Source organism: Mesorhizobium prunaredense (genome assembly GCF_900156895.1).
GTDB classification, from domain to species: Bacteria; Pseudomonadota; Alphaproteobacteria; order Rhizobiales; family Rhizobiaceae; genus Mesorhizobium; species Mesorhizobium prunaredense.
In genome coordinates this window covers 1-17,174 of record NZ_FTPD01000034.1, presented here as the reverse complement: position 1 = coordinate 17,174, position 17,174 = coordinate 1, and the positions used below count along the sequence as shown (strand labels likewise).

Annotated in this window: 20 protein-coding genes, 1 other RNA gene and 1 pseudogene; 10 read left to right on the top strand and 12 right to left on the bottom strand. The window is 62.6% G+C overall.

What is annotated here, in order from left to right; genetic code table 11:
• Nucleotides 1-59 precede the first annotated feature (59 nt).
• From BQ8794_RS21625 to BQ8794_RS21610, 4 genes are all read right to left on the bottom strand, one after another.
• Nucleotides 60-881 (bottom strand): MBL fold metallo-hydrolase, encoded by an 822-nt coding sequence (locus tag BQ8794_RS21625; RefSeq protein WP_077380706.1) that lies wholly within the window; start codon nt 879-881, stop codon nt 60-62.
• Nucleotides 882-2,072 (bottom strand): vWA domain-containing protein, encoded by a 1,191-nt coding sequence (locus tag BQ8794_RS21620; protein WP_077380705.1) that lies wholly within the window; start codon nt 2,070-2,072, stop codon nt 882-884.
• An 8-nt stretch (nt 2,073-2,080) separates the two neighbouring features.
• On the bottom strand, nt 2,081-2,536 hold the full coding sequence (locus BQ8794_RS21615) for a GNAT family N-acetyltransferase (RefSeq protein ID WP_077380704.1): 456 nt from the start codon (nt 2,534-2,536) through the stop codon (nt 2,081-2,083).
• 175 nt (nt 2,537-2,711) lie between these two features.
• Nucleotides 2,712-3,551 carry an AAA family ATPase gene (locus BQ8794_RS21610; protein ID WP_077380703.1) on the bottom strand — a complete coding sequence of 280 codons (840 nt, stop codon included), beginning with the start codon at nt 3,549-3,551 and terminating at the stop codon, nt 2,712-2,714.
• A gap of 181 nt (nt 3,552-3,732) precedes the next feature.
• On the opposite strand from BQ8794_RS21610, the gene ssrS reads away from it, so the two are divergent.
• From ssrS to BQ8794_RS21590, 4 genes are all read left to right on the top strand, one after another.
• Nucleotides 3,733-3,888: non-coding RNA, 6S RNA (ssrS, locus tag BQ8794_RS21605), on the top strand.
• Between the two features lie 94 nt (nt 3,889-3,982).
• A complete protein-coding gene (locus BQ8794_RS21600; protein ID WP_077380702.1) occupies nt 3,983-4,570 on the top strand; it encodes a 5-formyltetrahydrofolate cyclo-ligase in 588 nt (195 codons plus the stop codon).
• Between the two features lie 81 nt (nt 4,571-4,651).
• Complete coding sequence (locus BQ8794_RS21595) at nt 4,652-5,476, top strand: TIGR00282 family metallophosphoesterase (RefSeq protein ID WP_077380701.1); 825 nt, start codon at nt 4,652-4,654, stop codon at nt 5,474-5,476.
• Between the two features lie 71 nt (nt 5,477-5,547).
• Complete coding sequence (locus tag BQ8794_RS21590; RefSeq protein WP_077380700.1) at nt 5,548-6,315, top strand: TerC family protein; 768 nt, start codon at nt 5,548-5,550, stop codon at nt 6,313-6,315.
• 303 nt (nt 6,316-6,618) lie between these two features.
• Here BQ8794_RS21590 and BQ8794_RS21585 read toward each other — a convergent pair whose 3' ends face one another.
• The 3 genes from BQ8794_RS21585 to BQ8794_RS21575 are packed head-to-tail and all read right to left on the bottom strand — an operon-like array spanning nt 6,619 to nt 7,975.
• On the bottom strand, nt 6,619-7,086 hold the full coding sequence (locus BQ8794_RS21585) for an SRPBCC family protein (RefSeq protein WP_077380699.1): 468 nt from the start codon (nt 7,084-7,086) through the stop codon (nt 6,619-6,621).
• A 27-nt stretch (nt 7,087-7,113) separates the two neighbouring features.
• The gene (locus BQ8794_RS21580; RefSeq protein WP_077380698.1) at nt 7,114-7,476 is read right to left on the bottom strand and encodes a hypothetical protein; all 363 of its coding nucleotides are present in this window, start codon (nt 7,474-7,476) and stop codon (nt 7,114-7,116) included.
• Between the two features lie 16 nt (nt 7,477-7,492).
• Nucleotides 7,493-7,975, bottom strand: a complete 483-nt coding sequence (locus BQ8794_RS21575) for an SRPBCC domain-containing protein (RefSeq protein ID WP_077380992.1) — start codon at nt 7,973-7,975, stop codon at nt 7,493-7,495.
• 51 nt (nt 7,976-8,026) lie between these two features.
• On the opposite strand from BQ8794_RS21575, the gene BQ8794_RS21570 reads away from it, so the two are divergent.
• The 3 genes from BQ8794_RS21570 to BQ8794_RS21560 all read left to right on the top strand — a co-directional run bounded on the left by BQ8794_RS21570 (nt 8,027) and on the right by BQ8794_RS21560 (nt 9,691).
• Nucleotides 8,027-8,350 carry an ArsR/SmtB family transcription factor gene (locus BQ8794_RS21570; RefSeq protein ID WP_077380697.1) on the top strand — a complete coding sequence of 108 codons (324 nt, stop codon included), beginning with the start codon at nt 8,027-8,029 and terminating at the stop codon, nt 8,348-8,350.
• Between the two features lie 225 nt (nt 8,351-8,575).
• On the top strand, nt 8,576-9,325 hold the full coding sequence (locus BQ8794_RS21565) for a YebC/PmpR family DNA-binding transcriptional regulator (protein WP_023800014.1): 750 nt from the start codon (nt 8,576-8,578) through the stop codon (nt 9,323-9,325).
• Between the two features lie 39 nt (nt 9,326-9,364).
• Entirely contained in the window at nt 9,365-9,691 is a 327-nt protein-coding gene (locus BQ8794_RS21560) for an Rdx family protein (protein WP_143744646.1), read from the top strand.
• 16 nt (nt 9,692-9,707) lie between these two features.
• On the opposite strand, the gene BQ8794_RS21555 is transcribed toward BQ8794_RS21560, so the two are convergent.
• Together BQ8794_RS21555 and BQ8794_RS21550 are read right to left on the bottom strand one after the other, a co-directional pair.
• The gene (locus BQ8794_RS21555) at nt 9,708-10,187 is read right to left on the bottom strand and encodes an anthrone oxygenase family protein (protein ID WP_077380695.1); all 480 of its coding nucleotides are present in this window, start codon (nt 10,185-10,187) and stop codon (nt 9,708-9,710) included.
• Between the two features lies 1 nt (nt 10,188).
• Nucleotides 10,189-11,022, bottom strand: a complete 834-nt coding sequence (locus BQ8794_RS21550; RefSeq protein WP_077380694.1) for a Rossmann-fold NAD(P)-binding domain-containing protein — start codon at nt 11,020-11,022, stop codon at nt 10,189-10,191.
• Between the two features lie 112 nt (nt 11,023-11,134).
• Between BQ8794_RS21550 and BQ8794_RS21545 the strand changes: the two genes are divergently transcribed.
• On the top strand, nt 11,135-11,800 hold the full coding sequence (locus tag BQ8794_RS21545) for a TetR/AcrR family transcriptional regulator (RefSeq protein ID WP_077380991.1): 666 nt from the start codon (nt 11,135-11,137) through the stop codon (nt 11,798-11,800).
• 152 nt (nt 11,801-11,952) lie between these two features.
• Here the strand turns inward: BQ8794_RS21545 and rpmE are convergent, their stop codons facing one another.
• Complete coding sequence (gene rpmE / locus BQ8794_RS21540) at nt 11,953-12,174, bottom strand: 50S ribosomal protein L31 (RefSeq protein ID WP_077380693.1); 222 nt, start codon at nt 12,172-12,174, stop codon at nt 11,953-11,955.
• Nucleotides 12,175-12,380: 206 nt separating this feature from the next.
• On the opposite strand from rpmE, the gene BQ8794_RS21535 reads away from it, so the two are divergent.
• The gene (locus tag BQ8794_RS21535; RefSeq protein ID WP_077380990.1) at nt 12,381-14,183 is read left to right on the top strand and encodes an ABC transporter transmembrane domain-containing protein; all 1,803 of its coding nucleotides are present in this window, start codon (nt 12,381-12,383) and stop codon (nt 14,181-14,183) included.
• Between the two features lie 93 nt (nt 14,184-14,276).
• Here the strand turns inward: BQ8794_RS21535 and BQ8794_RS21530 are convergent, their stop codons facing one another.
• The gene (locus tag BQ8794_RS21530) at nt 14,277-15,776 is read right to left on the bottom strand and encodes a carboxypeptidase M32 (protein ID WP_077380692.1); all 1,500 of its coding nucleotides are present in this window, start codon (nt 15,774-15,776) and stop codon (nt 14,277-14,279) included.
• 189 nt (nt 15,777-15,965) lie between these two features.
• Between BQ8794_RS21530 and BQ8794_RS21525 the strand changes: the two are divergent.
• Nucleotides 15,966-16,317, top strand: a pseudogene (locus tag BQ8794_RS21525) (DUF1304 domain-containing protein).
• A gap of 333 nt (nt 16,318-16,650) precedes the next feature.
• Here the strand turns inward: BQ8794_RS21525 and BQ8794_RS21520 are convergent.
• Nucleotides 16,651-17,145 (bottom strand): tetratricopeptide repeat protein, encoded by a 495-nt coding sequence (locus BQ8794_RS21520; protein WP_077380691.1) that lies wholly within the window; start codon nt 17,143-17,145, stop codon nt 16,651-16,653.
• Nucleotides 17,146-17,174 lie beyond the last annotated feature (29 nt).

Below are 17,174 nucleotides of genomic sequence, written 5' to 3'. Positions count from 1 at the left end.
TAAAATAGGCTTTTGTTACGGCGTTTGCCCGTATTTCCGATGTTGCCGCGAAGAATTCCTCAGGCGATCGCTGCGAGATAGCGCGCAACAGACCTTGCAAATGCCGTCTTTGCATCGCCGATGACGTTCTGGTTCCACCATGCGCCATAGATATGGTCGAACGCGAAAGGCTCCAGTGCCGACGCGATGCGGAGTACCTTCGGCGCATTGAGCGGGATGTAGTTCGGGTAGCTGTACATGAAGCTGACATGGCGGCGGGTTGGCGTCACCTGCAGGATGTCGCCGGCCAGGATGGCGTCGCCGCCGTCGCGCTTCCAGTGCAGCACCTGGCCACCGGCAAAGTGACCGCCGCAACGGATAAGTGTCAGCGAGGGGTTCAGGGTGCGCGTCTCACCCTGCCAACTGACAACAGCCGGATGCGGCCGCATGATCCACTTGCGGTCATCGGCATGCAGATAGATCGGCACGCCGCCAAACGCTTCGCTCCACTCGATCATCGCCGAATAATAATGGCAGTGCGAAATGGCGATCGCGGTGAGGCCGCCTCGCCGGTTGATTTCGGCCACCGCCTCGTCGCTGACCATCGAGATGCAGTCCCACAGCACATTGCCATGCGGCGTCTGTGCCAGCAGCGCCCGGTGACCGATGGCGAAGCGCGGCTCGATGCCGAAGGCGAGCACGCCGGCGTCGTCCTTCATCACGACCCGATGCCTGGCGGCGAGCTGTTCCGGCGTGATCCAGGCCTGGCCCTCCCAGCGCACATATTGCCGCTCGTCCTCGCAGATCGGGCAATGTTGCGGCGGCGTCGCTGCCGCCGCGAACTGGACGCCACATTGCAGGCAGAGGAAACAGGTCGGCCGTCCTGTTTTGCGTGAATCCATTCAGTGCTTCCTTGAAAGCTGCTTCGTCGCGGCCTCGAGCCCGGCGAGCGTCAGCGGAAACATGCGGCCGCCAAAGATGTCGCGGATCATGGCGATCGAATGGGTAAAGCCCCAGTGCTTTTCGCTTTCGGGGTTGAGCCATACCGCGTTCGGCCATTGCTGCAGCAGACGGCCGAGCCAGACGACGCCGGCCTCCGGATTCCAGTGCTCGACCGAGCCGCCGGGATGCGCGATTTCATAGGGGCTCATCGAGGCATCGCCGACGACGATAACCTTGTAGTCCGGACCGTATTTGTGGAGGAGATCGAAGGTCGGAATCACCTCCGCATGGCGACGGCGATTGTCCTTCCACACACCCTCATAGAGGCAGTTGTGGAAGTAAAAATATTCGAGCTGGCGGAATTCGGCGCGGGCTGCCGAAAACAGCTCCTCGACGCTTCTGATGTGGTCGTCCATCGAGCCGCCGACATCGAAGAACATCAGCAGTTTCACGGCGTTGCGCCGCTCGGGCCGTGTCTGCACGTCGAGATAGCCATGTTCGGCCGTGGCGTGGATTGTGCCGGGCAGGTCGAACTCCTCCTCGGCGCCTTCGCGCACCCAGCGGCGCAAGCGCTTCAGCGCGATCTTGATGTTGCGGGTGCCGAGCTCGACGGCATCGTCGAAATTCCTGAATTCGCGCTTGTCCCAGACTTTCACCGCACGGCGGTTGCGGCTTTCGTGCTGGCCGATGCGAACGCCTTCGGGATTGTAGCCATAGGCGCCGAAGGGTGAGGTGCCGCCGGTACCGATCCATTTCGACCCGCCCTGGTGGCGGCCCTTCTGCTCCTCCAGTCGCTCTTTCAGCGTCTCCATCAGCTTTTCGAAACCGCCCAAGGCCTCGATCAGCTTTTTCTCTTCGTCGGTCAGGTGCTTTTCGGCAAGCCGCCGCAGCCATTCCTCCGGAATGTTTTCGACGTCGATCGGGTTTTCGCCAGCCAGCGTTTCAACGCCCTTGAAGATGTGCGAAAAGACCTGGTCGAAACGGTCGATGTGGCGCTCGTCCTTCATCAGTGCCGAGCGGGCGAGGTAGTAAAAACCCTCGACGTCATAGTCGACCAGCCCCGCCTCCAGCCCTTCCAGCAGCGACAGATACTCCCGGAGCGACACGGGGACCCGCGCAGCCTTCAGTTCGAGGAAGAAGGGGATGAACATGGCACCATCTATAGCAGATCATATTCGATGAAGCCGGTCCTGCGCGCCACATGGTCGTAGAGCTTGCGCGCGGTGGTGTTGGTCTCGTGTGTCATCCAGTAGACGTTCTTGACGCCGATCTTGCCGGCTTCCTGCTTGACCGCCTCGATCAGGGCGGCGCCGACGCCTTTGCCGCGCACATCCGGGTCGGCGAACAGGTCCTGCAGATAGCAGTTGTTTTTTTCGGACCAGCAGGAGCGATGGTAGAGATAGTGCGTCAGGCCGACCGCCTTGCCGTCGAGCGTGGCGATGAACCCTTTTGGTTCGAACTCACCGAACTCACCCGCCGTGAACAGCCGCTTCCAGGTGACGGCGTAGACCTCTTCCGGCAGCTTGGTTTCGTAGAAGGTGAGGTAAGCGGTCCACAGACGCTGCCAGTCGGCGTGGTCGGATTGTGCCAGTGGGCGGACGGTGATCTCGGTCATTTCATTTCCTTCCGAAGCTTCGGGCCCAGGCTGCCCCGGCGCCCGGCCGGCGGCAACGGTCCAGCAACGGGAAAGCGCTGTCCGCCGCATGCGCGGCCCTCCGCTATGCCTTCGGGCGTTCGTCGCTCGAAAAGCCAAATCGTTGGCTTTTCGTCGGCCTTTGGCCGACCGCTCCTCACCCCTGCCTTCTCGCCATGAAAGCCAGCCGCTCGAACAGATGCACGTCCTGTTCGTTCTTCAACAGCGCCCCGTGCAGCTTGGGCAGTGCGTTTTTCGGGTCTGCGCGCAGGTCCTCGGGCGCGATGTCATCGGCGACCAAGAGTCTGATCCAGTCCAGTGCCTCGGAGGTCGACGGCTTCTTCTTCAGGCCCGGCACGTCGCGGATCTCGTAAAACTGGGTCAGTGCGGCGCGCACCAGGTTTTGCTTGATGCCGGGATAGTGCACGTCGACGATCCGGTGCAGCGTCTCGACGTCGGGAAAACGGATATAGTGGAAGAAGCAGCGGCGCAGGAAGGCGTCCGGCAGTTCCTTCTCGTTGTTGGAGGTGATGATGACGATCGGGCGCACGGCGGCGCGGATCGTTTCGCCGGTCTCGTAGACGAAGAACTCCATTCGATCGAGTTCCTGCAACAGATCGTTTGGGAATTCGATATCGGCCTTATCGATCTCGTCGATCAGCAGCACGACTTTCTTGGTCGTCGCAAAGGCGTCCCACAGCTTGCCGCGCTTGACATAGTTCCTGATGTCGTTGAAGCGCTCGTCGCCGAGCTGGCTGTCGCGCAGCCGCGAGACGGCGTCATACTCGTAGAGGCCCTGCTGCGCCCTTGTCGTCGACTTGACATGCCATTCGATCAGCTCGAGGCCGAGCGCGGCCGCCACTTGCCTGGCCAGTTCGGTCTTGCCGGTGCCGGGCTCGCCCTTGACCAGCAATGGCCGCTCCAGCGCGATCGCCGCATTGACCGCCACCATCAGATCCTTGTCGGCGACATAGGCCGCCGTGCCTTCGAAACGCATTTTTGCTCCTGGGTTTTCATGGCAACCGTAAGGAGACAGCCCAGCCCATGCAAGGCGCAGCGGCGAGTGCGCGGTGAAGCCATGTGCCGCGCAGCTCCCGGGCAGGACCTTACGACGAATAAAGCCGCCGAACATGGCCGTCTCTCTGGCGCTTGGCCGGCCATCGGCCTATATTGGGCGTGACGGTCTGCGCTTCCCGGCAGGAGAACATTTTCCCCGGGGCCTTAATGATCCCTAGGGAGCTGTCCCTGGGAAGACCCGTGGGTTTTCTCATACGGCGCCCACCTACTTTGTAGGTTCCCGGGATCGCTCTCTCCACCGGTTGTGTGGATCGTCACTCGACGCAAAGGGTCCACGCCTCGGTGGATCATGCGGTGGAAAACGTCGCTCCTAAAACTCCATCCAAATCTGACCTTTTCTATCGTCGGCGCATGACATCCTCGAAAGACCTGAAAAAACATTTGCGACGCGACGCGCTCGGGCGCCGCGACGCGCTCGATCCGTTCTGGCGGGTGGAAGCAGCACTCGAAATGGCCGAGACGGCGCGGGACAGCTTTGCGATAGAGCCGGGCCAGATCGTCTCCGGCTTCTGGCCGATGCGCTCGGAAGTCGACGTCCGGCCGCTGATGTTCGCCTTGCGCGAAAAGGGAGCAAGGCTTTGCCTGCCTGCCATCCTCGACAAGACCACCATCGTCTTTCGCGAACTGGTGCGCGGCGCACCGATGGTCGACATGGGGTTCGGCACCGTCGGGCCGCATGAGGAGGCCGAGGTGCTCGATCCCCAGGTGATGCTGGTGCCGCTCGCGGCTTTCGACGCGCGCGGCCACCGCATCGGCTATGGCGCCGGCTATTACGACCGTGCCATCGCGCGGCTGGTCGACAAGGGGCAGCCGCCGCGGCTGATCGGCATTGCTTTCGACTGCCAGGAGGTGGCGCTGGTGCCGGACGAGCCGCATGACGTGACCATTCCGGAAATACTCACTGAGAGCGGGTTGCGCCGGTTCGCGCCGAAATTGTAGATAAGTTCCTGGACGCATGGTCTTTTCCGGAAGTCATGCAGCTTTTTGCTTCGCTGACCTTCGGTTCGGGATCATTTTTAGATGAGACTTCTCTTCCTCGGCGATATGGTCGGCAAGACGGGACGCACGGCGGTGTGGGAACAACTGCCCGGCCTGATCTCGGATTTCAAACTCGACTTCGTCATCGTCAATGGCGAGAACGCCGCCGGCGGCTTCGGCATCACCGAAGAGATCTTTCGCGAGACGATCGCGGTGGGCGCCGATGTCGTCACCACCGGCAACCATGTCTGGGACCAGCGCGATGCGCTGGCTTTCGCGCCGCGTGAGGAACGCTTCCTGCGTCCGTCCAATTTCCCCAAGGGCACGCCGGGGCGGGGCTCGGGCGTCTACATCGCCAGGAATGGCGCGCGCGTTCTGGTCGCCAACATCATGGGCCGGGTGTTCATGCATCCCGAACTCGACGATCCATTTCAAGCCGGCGAGCGCGAGCTTGCCGCCTGCCCGCTCGGCGAGCAGGCCGATGCGGTGGTCATCGATTTCCATGCCGAGGCGACCTCTGAAAAAATGTGCTTTGCGCATTTCGTCGACGGCCGCGCCAGCCTGGTCGTCGGCACCCACACGCACCAGCCGACCGGCGACCACCATATCCTCAATGGCGGCACCGGCTATATCTCAGACGCCGGCATGTGCGGCGACTATGATTCCTCGCTCGGCATGGACAAGGAGGAGCCGCTCAACCGGTTTCTGTCGAAGGTGCCGAAAGGACGCTTCGAGGCGGCGACCGGCCCGGCGACATTGTGCGGCGTCGGCGTCGACATTTCGGATCGCAGCGGCCTGACCGAGCGGATTGCGCCGTTTCGCCGCGGCCCGCGGCTCGAGGAAACGGCGCCGTCTTTCTGGTCGTGACATTGATATGAGCGCCTGCGATACCTAACTGCCGGCGACACTGCTCTAGATCGTAAGAGGGGACGACCTCCATGCAGCTCATCGAATTCCTGGCGCCGCATTTCGCGTTTGTCTCCGATCCAACGGCATGGGTAGCGCTGCTGACGCTGATCGTGCTGGAGGTCGTGCTCGGCATCGACAATCTGATCTTCATCTCGATCCTGACCAACAAATTGCCGGAGGCACAAAGGGCCCGCGCCCGGCGAATCGGCATTTCTGCGGCGCTGATCATGCGGCTGGTGCTGCTTGCCACCATCTCGATCATCGTCCAGTTGACGGCGCCGGTGTTCACCGCTTTCGGCCATGGCTTTTCCTGGCGCGATCTGATCCTGATCGCCGGCGGCCTGTTCCTCGTCTGGAAAGCGACCAAGGAGATCCACCACACGGTCGATCTCGAAGACCATCAGGACACGATGATCGGTGAGACGCTGCAGCTTTCGATGGCCGGCGCCGTCTTCCAGATCCTGCTGCTCGACCTCGTCTTTTCGATCGATTCGATCATCACCGCGGTCGGCATGACTGACGAGATCGCCATCATGTACATCGCCGTGATCGTCGCGGTCAGCGTGATGATGCTGGCGGCCGGGCCGCTCGCCAATTTCATCGCCAAGAACCCCAGCATCGTCATGCTGGCGCTGAGCTTCCTGCTGATGATCGGCATGACGCTGATCGCCGACGGCATGGGCTTCCATGTGCCGAAGGGCTACATCTACGCCGCCATGGGTTTTTCCGCCCTTGTCGAGGGCCTCAACATGCTGGCGCGACGTCGGAGGAAGGCAAAGGCCGGCGCGGGGCACTGAGGTTGGCGGAGCGAAGCGACGGCGCGAAGGCCTGAGCTCTGCCTCAATTGTCGCGGCCATGCAGAACCTTTGAGACGTCGGAGGGACAGGACCCCCCTCTGTCCTGCCGGACATCTCCCCCGCAAGGAGGGAGATTGGCAGCTTTAGCGCTCCGCTCGTCTTTAGCGCTCCGCTCGTCCTGCAGCGTTGGAGATTGGCGAAAGCCTCAGCGACATCCGATCTCCCCCCTTGCGGGGGAGATGTCCGGCAGGACAGAGGGGGGTGGGAAGGATCGCTGCAGAATGGCTTTTGGCACCCGGCGACTTAAGCGGTCGGCACGCCCTTCGGATGACGGTCGCCGATCAGGCCAAGCGTCAAGCCTTGCTCCAACCAGGCCTTGGCGCCGGCGAGCACCAGCGCGAAGCCATCGGTCGAGCCGATCGCCTGCTTGACCTGTTCATCGGGGCTGCCGGCAAAGCCGAAATTGCGAACCTCGACAAAGGTCGTGCCGCAGGGCATCTCGGTAAAAGTCCAGACCACGGTGGTCGGCGGATCGCTCCATTGCATGACGATCTTTTCGTTGCTGACGAACTCGCTGACCGTAACCGGCGTCGAAACGCCATACATGCGCCACTCCCAGCGAACTTCCTTGCCGCTGTCCAACCTGCCGCTGCCGTGGGTGAACCAGAATTTCGTCGTGATCGCCGGATCGACGATGGCTTCGAACACTTCTGCGACCGGCCGCCGGATCAGCATGCCAGCTTCGGCGGCCGGTGTCTCACGGATGTCCATTTCGTCCTCCTTCCGAACAGGTCTCCGTCACCAGGCGTCGGGTTCGCGCACCAGGTGAATGATGTTGGCCGGATTGGTGATCCAGCCGCCACGAAAACCTTCGCCGAGCGCCTCGATGGCGTCACAGCGCACAACGCCGGCCTTGGCGAGATGATCGGCGGCGGCCGGAAAATCATCGGTGAACAGCTCCAGCCAGATCTCGGCCTGGCTCAGCATCGGCGCCTCGTCGATCCATAGGCGATTGGGGCCGAGTTCGAAACCGATGGCCGGCGCCTTGGCCGTGAACGGTTTTAGGCCGACCACATCGCGGTAGAAGGCGATCGTCTCCTGGTGTTGGTGGGACGGCACTTTCATGGCGATGTTGATGCCGCCGGTGATTTTCGCAGCCATTCTTTCCTCCGTCTTCTCAGATATTGTCTTCGCTCGCGGGCTCGCCCTTCATCTCGCTGCGATAGTAGCCGTCGCGCAAATTAATGCCGTATTCGACATAGGCCTTCATGCAGGCCAGCATCTGCGACCAGCCCTCGCAATTGAGGTAGGACTTCTTCAGGCCGAGCGCGTCCTCGTGCCAGCCGGCCTCGGCGATGGTGACGAAGGTGCCGCCGTCGTCCAGCGGCTCGAAATTCATCTCGATGCGCGTCTTGTAAGCCGGCTTGCCGTCGGCGTCGGTGGCGTCCCAGCGCAGCACGATGCGGTTGTCTTTCTCCACCTCGTCAACCTCGACCGGGACCTTGCCCCACCAGACGACCTTGGCGCCGGCCACCAGCGGGGCACTGGCGCCGCCGATGGTGGTGAAATAGCCACTGAGCTTGTTCGGATTGACGACCGCATCGAAAACTTCGGCAACCGGTTTGCCGATGCGGCCCGAGACTCTGAATCCAAGAGACATATCCACAGCTCCTTCCTTGATCGGATCGATATTATGTTATAAAAATATAACATGTCAAGCAAAGCGCAGGATGACAATGTTTTCAAGGCGCTGGCGCATCCGCGCCGACGTGCACTGCTCGACGAGCTGAAGGACGCGCCGCGGACCACCGGCATGCTGTGCGACGCCTTTCCCGACATGGACCGCTGCACCGTCATGCTGCATCTGAAAGTGCTGGAGGAAGCCGACCTGGTGGTGGCGCGGCGCGAGGGGCGCGAACGCTGGAACCATCTCAATGCGCTGCCGATCAAGCAGATCCACGACCGCTGGATCAGCCAGTACGCCACGCATGCGATCAACATTCTCGACCGGCTGAAATCCGATCTGGAGGGGTGAGCGTTCGCAGGAAAGCAGCTGGCGGTTGCGTTGCCGCACCGCCCTTACGGCGCGGCTGGACGAATTGAGCCGATTTATCTATAAGCCGGCCATTCCGAGATAGAGCGCCGTACGTCCATCCGGACGCAGCAGGGACGTTCTGAAATTTTGAATTCGAGCATTTTGGCAAAGGCGAGGTGACTACCTCGCTGCAGGATGCTCTGCCAAGAAGACGACAGGGGTGCCATGGCTGGCCATTCACAGTTCAAGAATATCATGCACCGCAAGGGCCGCCAGGACGCGGTGCGGTCGAAAATGTTTTCCAAGCTGGCGCGCGAAATAACCGTCGCCGCCAAGAGCGGCACGCCGGATCCGTCGATGAACCCGCGCCTGCGTCTTGCCGTGCAGAACGCCAAGGCGGTGTCGATGCCGAAAGACAACATCCAGCGCGCCATCAACAAGGCGTCGATGGGTGACGCCGAGACTTACGAAGCCGTGCGCTACGAAGGCTACGGGCCAGGCGGCGTTGCGCTGATCGTCGAGGCGCTGACCGACAACCGCAACCGCTCGGCGTCGAATGTGCGCGCCGCCTTCACCAAGGCCGGCGGCGCAATGGGCGAAACCGGCTCGGTGTCGTTCATGTGGGACCGTGTCGGCGAGATCTTCTATCCGGCATCGGTCGGCAGCGCCGAAAAGGTCATGGATGCGGCGATCGAGGCCGGAGCCGACGACGTCCAGTCGGACGAGGAAGGTCACACGATCTATTGCGCCTTCGAGAATCTCGGCGAGGTGTCGAAGGCGCTGGAAGGCGCGCTCGGCGAGGCAGAGTCAGTGAAGCCGATCTGGAAGCCGCAGACCAACATTGCGGTCGACGAGGAGCGGGCACAGTCGCTGATGAAGCTGGTCGCGACGCTTGAGGACGATGACGACGTGCAGAGCGTCTACGCCAATTTCGAGGTCGACGACGAGACCATGGCGAAACTCAGCGCTGCATGAGCACACTCAGCCCGAGATATGAGCGGAGCTCAATCTGACATGACCGAAAAGCCGTTGCCCCAGGTCCGCATCACCTATTGCACACAGTGTCACTGGCTGCTGCGTGCCGGCTGGATGGCGCAGGAGCTGCTGTCGACCTTCGCAGCGGATCTGGGCGAGGTCACGCTGGTGCCCGGCACCGGCGGCATCTTCACCATTTCCTGCAACGAGACGCTGGTCTGGGACCGCAAGCGCGACGGCGGCTTTCCCGATGCCGCAAGGCTCAAGCAGCTGGTTCGCGACGTGATCGATCCGGATCGCGATCTCGGTCATGCCGATCGCAAGAGCGACAAGTCAAAAGATACCACGTCAAAAGACCCTGCCTGACGCAGGGTCCCTGCATTCACCGCCACGCCCTGATGAAGCAGGCCAGCGCGACGATGGCGGTAATGGTGCGGACGTGGTTCCACATCACCCAGTCCCTGAGATAGGTGGTCCACACAGCGGCGCCATTGGCGCTTGCCGGATCGACGGCGGCCAGCGTGTTGTTGAGCGGCACATTGAAGATCATCGTCACGAACAGGTTGCCGACGACATAGATCAGGGCGCCGGCGAGAAGCCACAACGAGCCCGGTTGGCCCCATCCGATGACAGCGCCGGCGGCGAGGACAAGGCAGATCAGCCCGGTGCCGAAAAGCGCAGTCATGAACATCGGCGTCACCGCAGTGACGTTGATCGAATTCATGGCGGCGATGCCGCCCGCAGCCGGCATGCGGGCGAGGCCCGGCATGACGAAGCTGGAGAAGGCGAAGAAGACACCAGCGACGACGCCCGAGCCGAGCGCGGCGATGAAGATGAGGCTGGGAAGCAGTTTCATGATCATGTCAGTCACTCCAGATGCCCGTACCAGCGGTTTCGTTTGCATAGGCGGAAAAGTCCTTTGGCGCGCGGCCGAGCACGCGCTCGACGCCGTCGGTCAGCGCCTCGTTGCGGCCGTCGAGCACCTCGGTGAACAGCTCGTTGAGCAGCCAGGCGAACTCGGCCGGCAACTCGTACCCGGCTACAGCTGCGGTGAACTCGGCATGCGAAATCCTGATAAAGCGGATGTCGCGGCCGGCAGCCTTGCCGATCTCGGCGACCGCGTCGGCGAAGCTCAGCAGCCGCGGCCCGGTCAGCTCGTAAAGCTGGCCGATATGACCTTGCTGAGTAAGCACCGTAACGGCGGCGTCGGCAATGTCGTCGGCATCGACGAACGGTTCTCCGACAGTGCCGACCGGCAAAGCCACCTCACCGGCGAGCAGCGGTTCGAGCAAAAAACTCTCGCTGAAGTTCTGGGAAAACCAGGCGCAGCGCAGGATCGTCCAGTCGGCGCCTGAGGCTTTGAGCATCTCTTCGGCACGTTGCGCTTCGATTTCGCCACGTCCCGACAGCAGCACCAGCCGGTGCACACCGCTTGCCACGGCAAGGTTGGCGAAGCTGCCGACCGCTTCGGCCGCACCGGGAACCGCAAGATCGGGATAGTAGCTGATGTAGACGGCACCGACACCATCAAGCGCGGAGGCCCAGGTGGCTTTGTTTTCCCAGTCGAACGGTGGCGTGCCCGAGCGCGAGCCGATCCGTACCGGCAAGCCCTGCGCCATCAGCCTGTCTGCGAGACGACGGCCGGTCTTGCCGGTGCCGCCGAGGATCAAAGTCGGTTTTGTTGCTGTGTCGATCATGGTGATTTTCCTTTGCTCACAAACATGAGTAATCCTCGCATTTGCAAAACGTGATAAACCCTCGTATTTTGTGAGTCAAGCCAATTTGTTGATCATTCGCCGGGAGACAATGATGGAAGGCTCGAGCGTAGCGGGTTCACAGGATGGCCAGATCGCATCGCCGCGCCGGGCGCCAAGCCAGCAACGCAGCCGTGAGCGGGTCGAGCGGATGCTGGCCGCCGCCTCTGCGCTGATCGCCGAGCAAGGCAGCGACGCCATGCGCATGGGCGAGGTTGCGGAACGGGCCGGCGTGTCGATCGGTTCGCTCTACCAGTTCTTCGCGGACAAGCGGGCGATCATCTGGGCGCTGGCCGAGCGCTACACCGCTGAAAGCCAGGCCTGCATCGCGGCAGCGCTTGCACAGGTTAGCGACGCCGAAGGGCTGCGGCGGGCATTTTCCGAGCTGGTGGATATCTATTACGGGCTGTTCCTGGCCGAGCCGGTGATGCGCGACATCTGGTCGGGCACACAGGCCGACAAGGCGCTACGGGAACTCGAGCTCGCCGACAGCCGGGCCAACGCCGAATTCCTCACCGCGGTGCTGAAGCGGCTGCGGCCCGCCGCCGATCCGGCGACGCTCGAAACGACGGCGCTTCTCATCTGGCAGATGGGCGAAGCCACCATGCGGCTGGCGATCTCGGTCGGTCGAAAGGAAGGCGACGACCTGGTCGCCGCCTATAAGCGGATAGCGCTGCGCGAGTTGCTCGACCAGCAGGCCGGCCCATGTAACGTTGGCTAATCGCCGAAGCGAGCGCCGCCCCTCATCCGCCTGCCGGCACCTTCTCCCCGTATCTATATGGGGAGAGGGGCAGCGCAGACCTGGAACGAGAGGCTCCATGAACAAAAAACCCGCCTCGAGGGCGGGTTTTTTCTGATGCGAAGGCCTGCAGTTTAGAGGCCAAAGCCTTCGAAACGCTTCTTGAACTTCGAAAGACGGCCGCCGCGGTCGAGCAGGGTCTGCTGGCCGCCGGTCCAGGCCGGATGGGTGGTCGGGTCGATGTCGAGGTTCATCGTATCGCCTTCCTTGCCCCAGGTCGAACGGGTCATGTATTCGGTGCCGTCGGTCATGACGACCTTGATGGCGTGGTAGTCGGGATGGATATCGGTCTTCATTGTGCTATTCCTGGTTCGCTGGCGCCACTGACGGGCATAAAGCCTGCGTCGATGCGCCCCTTTTTAAAACTCGAAGCCGCAGCTATTGAGGAGCCACGGCTTTTGAAAACGGTCGGCGAGCCTATACATCAGCCGGAATTGAATCACAAGGCCGCGGTAAGCGCATATTGAGGCGCATGCCCAGAAGGCGGCCAGAGGAAACGGTCATGGCGCACACCAGCGGCGATGCAGACGAGCGCAGGCGCTCGCTCAAGCCGCTGCGGCGCCTGTTTCCGTACATCACCCGCTACCGGAAAATGGTCGTTGGCGCGGTTGTCTCGCTGACAATTGCTGCGGCGACGACGCTGGCGCTGCCGCTGGCCGTGCGGCGCATGATCGACCACGGCTTTTCCGCCTCCGATTCCAGTTTCATCGCCGAGTATTTCGCCATGCTGGTGGTGATGGCTGCCTTGCTCGCTGCGGCGTCGGCCTGCCGCTATTATTTCGTCATCACGCTCGGCGAGCGCGTCGTCGCCGACATCCGCAGCGACGTGTTCCGCCATGTCACGACGCTGTCGCCATCATTCTTCGACACTGCACAGTCGGGCGAGATCGTCTCGCGGCTCGCCGCCGACACGACGCAGGTCAAGTCAGCGGTCGGTGCCACCGCGTCGGTAGCGCTGCGCAACGCCATTCTTGGCCTCGGCGCCGTGGCGATGATGGTCTTCACCAGCCCGAAACTGTCGGGCCTCGTCATCGCCGCCATACCTGTGATCGTGCTGCCGCTGGTCGCCTTCGGCCGCTCGGTGCGGCGCAAATCACGGCTGGCACAGGACACGCTGGCCGACGCCACGGCCTATGCCAGCGAGCAGATCGGCGCGGTGCGCACGCTGCAGGCCTTCACCAACGAGAAGCTGGTCACCGGGCATTTTTCATCGGCCGTGGAAGCCGCTTTCGCGGCGGCGCGGTCCTCGATCTTTGCCCGCTCCTTCCTCACCTTCTTCGCCATCTTCATGATCTTCTCCTCGGTGGTGGCGGTGCTGTGGTTCGGCTCGCGCGACGTGCTCGACGGCACGCTCTCGCCTGGCACGCTCGGCCAGTTCCTGCTCTATTCGGTGTTCGCCGCCGGCGCGCTCGGCGCGCTGTCGGAAGTGTGGGGCGAGCTTTCCCAGGCGGCGGGCGCTGCCGAACGGCTGACCGAGATCCTGGCCGAGAAGCCCGCGATCCAGGCCCCGGCGCATCCGAAACCGCTGCCGGCGACGGCCAGAGGCGCAATCAGTTTCGACGGCGTGTCCTTCTCCTATCCGGCCGGACCCGACCGTGCTGCGGTCCATTGTCTGAGCTTCGAGGTCAAGCCCGGTGAGACGGTAGCGATCGTCGGCCCGTCGGGCGCCGGCAAGAGCACCGTCTTTTCGCTGCTTCTGCGCTTCTACGACCCCGAGACCGGCAAGATCATGATCGACGGCGTCAATGTGCGCGAGGCCGACCCCGTCGCCATCCGAGAACGCATCGCCATCGTGCCGCAGGACGTCACCATCTTCGCGGCCAGCGCGCGCGACAATATCGGCTTCGGCCGTCCAGACGCCAGCCAGGCCGAGATCGAGGCGGCGGCCAGGGATGCGCTTGCCGACGAGTTCATCCTAAGACTCGAGAAAGGCTATGACAGCCAGGTCGGCGAGCGCGGCGTGACCTTGTCCGGCGGCCAGCGCCAGCGCGTGGCGATTGCCCGCGCGATCCTGCGCGATGCGCCGATCCTTTTGCTTGACGAGGCGACCTCGGCCCTCGACGCCGAAAGCGAGACGCTGGTGCAGACGGCGCTGGAACGGCTGATGCAGGACCGCACCACGATCGTCATCGCCCACCGGCTGGCGACGGTGCTGAAGGCGGACCGGATCCTGGTCATGGATGGCGGCTGCATCGTCGAGGAAGGGACCCACCAGAGCCTCGTCGCCAAGGGCGGCATCTATGCGCGGCTGGCCAAGCTGCAGTTCGAAACCGGGGCGAACGCTTTCAGGGGCGCCGCGGAGTAGTAGCACGACGCTGCCAAACGGCTTCGTCTTTTGCAAATGGCGCTGGTCGGCAGTGACGAAAGTGCCGCCGCGTTCGATGCGCTTGAGGATATGTCAGGCGCCCTTCAGCACCTCCCCATACCTCCTCCTCAAATGCTCGGTGAAATGCGTGGCGTTGAGCTTCTCGCCGGTGGCGCGTTCGAGCAGTTCGGGCGTCGACCAGCGCGAGCCTTGCGACCAGATCCTTTCACGGCGCCAGTCGTTGATCGCCGCGAAATTTCCCTTGGCGAGGTCGTCGTCGGCCGAAGGATGGTCTCTGGTCAGCGCCGCCCATTGCTGCGCCGCCATCATCGCGCCCAGTGTGTAAGACGGGAAATAGCCGAAGGCGGCGCCCGGCCAGTGCACGTCCTGCATCGGCCCGTCGGCCGGGTTGTCGATGGTCGACAGGCCGAGATAGTCGCGCATCTTGGCGTCCCAGGCCTCCGGCAGGTCGGCGGCCTCCAGCCGCCCCGAGACAAGCTCCTGCTCCAGTTCGTAGCGCAGGATGACGTGCAGCGGATAGGTGACCTCGTCGGCGTCGACGCGGATCAGGCCGCGCTCGACCCGGTGTACATGCGGCAGGATGTCTTCGATCGACCAGGCCTCGCCGAGGTGCTTTTCGACCACCGGCAGCGCCCAGCGCCAGAATTCGGGGTTGCGGCCGATCTGCTTCTCGACGAACAGGCTCTGGCTTTCATGCACAGCCATGCCGCGCGCCTTGCCGAGCGGCCAGTGCGCCCACGCCTGCGGCAGGTTCTGTTCGTAAAGCGCGTGCCCGGTCTCGTGCAGCACGCCCATTAGCGCCGACAGGAAGTCGGAGGTCTTGTAGCGGGTGGTGATGCGCACGTCGCTCGGCACGCCGCCGCAGAACGGATGATGCGATACCGACAGCGAGCCGTGGGTGAGATCGAAGCCGACCGCCGCCATCATGGCGAGGCCAAGCTCGCGCTGCTTTTCGATCGCATAGCTGCCCGAAAGCGGCTTCAGCGGATGTTTCGCCAGCCGCCTTTCCTGCACCGCCAGTGCCTCCGGCACGAAATCCCTGAGAAAGGTCTTCAACTCGGCGAAGACCGGCGTGATGTCGGCAGCGCGGTTGCCGGGATCATATTGCTCCATCAGCGCGTCGTACGGATCAAGGCCGAGCACGTCGGCGCGAAGGGCTGCTTCCTCGCGCACCAGCGCGACGACGCCTTCGAGCGCCGGCAAGAACCCGGCCCAGTCGTTTTTCGCGCGCAGGTCGCGCCACAACTGCTCGGAGCGCATCCGGGCGGTGGTTTGGCGTTCGACGAATTCGACCGGCAGGCAGGTCAGGTTGGTGTATTGCCGCCGGAACTCCTTGACCGCTGCCTGCTGTTCTTCGTTCAGCGTTTCCTGTTCGGCCGCTGCGATCCAGTCGGCGATCTCCGGCGCGGTCGCTCTGGCGTGATGCATGCCGGCCAGCGCCGACATCGCCTCAGCGCGCTTTTCGCCGCCGCCGACGGCCATGTGGGTCGCCTCGTCGGCGCCGAGAATGGCGAGCGCATGCTCCAGTGCTTCGAGCTTGTGGCCGAGGTCGTCGAGTTTTTGAAAGGACATTGTGGCTTCCGCTGAATTTGAACGGCGGGAAAAGATACCAATGCGCTGATATTGGCAACCCTGAAGGGCCGTCGGCGATAGGGCACATTGGTTGCTGGCCAGGATGCACGCCGCAATGGCTCTTGCGGGAACGCTGGCGTGCGTGATCAATATCGCGAGGCGGCGCCGTGTCGCAACGGGAGACGAAGCATGATCGCCAATGTGCTGGTCGGGTTGGTGGCGCTGATCCACCTCTACATCGTCTATCTGGAAATGGTGCTGTGGGACACGCTGCGCGGCCACAAGGCGTCAAGCGACGCCGGAATTCGCCAGCGCATCGAAAGTGCTTGCCGCCAACCAGGGGCATTACAACGGCTTTCTCGCGGCCGGGCTGATCTGGGGGCTTTACCTCGGCGAGGCCGGTTTCCAGATCAAGGTGTTTTTCCTGCTCTGCGTCGCCATCGCCGGCCTCTACGGCGCGGCGACGGTCGGCAGGAAAATCCTCTACATCCAGACCGTGCCCGCTGCAGTTGCTCTGGTCGCGCTCGCTTTGAGCCAGTAATCCGACGCCGGGGGCCGTAAGCCCGCTTAGGGTGGAAAGCGGCTGTTTGTTTTACCCACCTGAACGAGCAAAGAGCGCCACGCCCGGTCGTTGTGAAACAACGACTTTGAACCCGGGTGCAGAAAGCGCGATCTTTTGGTCGATAAACGGGACTTGTGCCGGCCGTCGCTTTCGAAAATGTGCCGCGGGTCCAGGTCCAATGGGACAATCTGATGGGTCGCGCTTATGCAGCTGCACCAAATCGGAGGCGACAAGCACTCTCTGGCAAAGTCAGGCGTGTGCCGGCTGCCACTATCGATAGCGGGCTTCAGCAGACACGCATACCCTGCGCGGTTATATGGGGAGGCCAGCCTTTCGAAGACCCTCACAGAGATGATCCAGGTACCGCCGGTCCTTATACGGAACCGAGCGATCGAAGAAATTCATCCATGCTTGTGAGTCTCGGTCAGGAAATTGCGCCATATCGCGCTTCGCGATGCGCAGGAACTCTCGCAGTTTAGCACTTGCCTCGTCGAAGCGGCCCGCGTGGGCGTAACTCGCCGCCAGCCAATAATTGATCTCGTGGTTCGGCTCATGGATCTGGTTGAGCGTATTAATGGCTTCGACATATCGGCGGGCTGTGAAATACGCCGTGCCTTTCACCCAAGGTAGCCAGGACATGTCGAAGGGATTATGGCGCTTGGCAATCTCGAATTGCTCCAGCCCCTTTTCGGGCTCTCCGACGTACGTCAGAAAATCGCCATAGATGCCCCTTGCCTCGGTGTCGTTTGGGTTGAGTTCCACTGCCTTTTCGATATGGACGCGCGCCTCACCGTAGTTGCGCGTCATTAGGTACACTAGAGCGGGATGAATTTAGG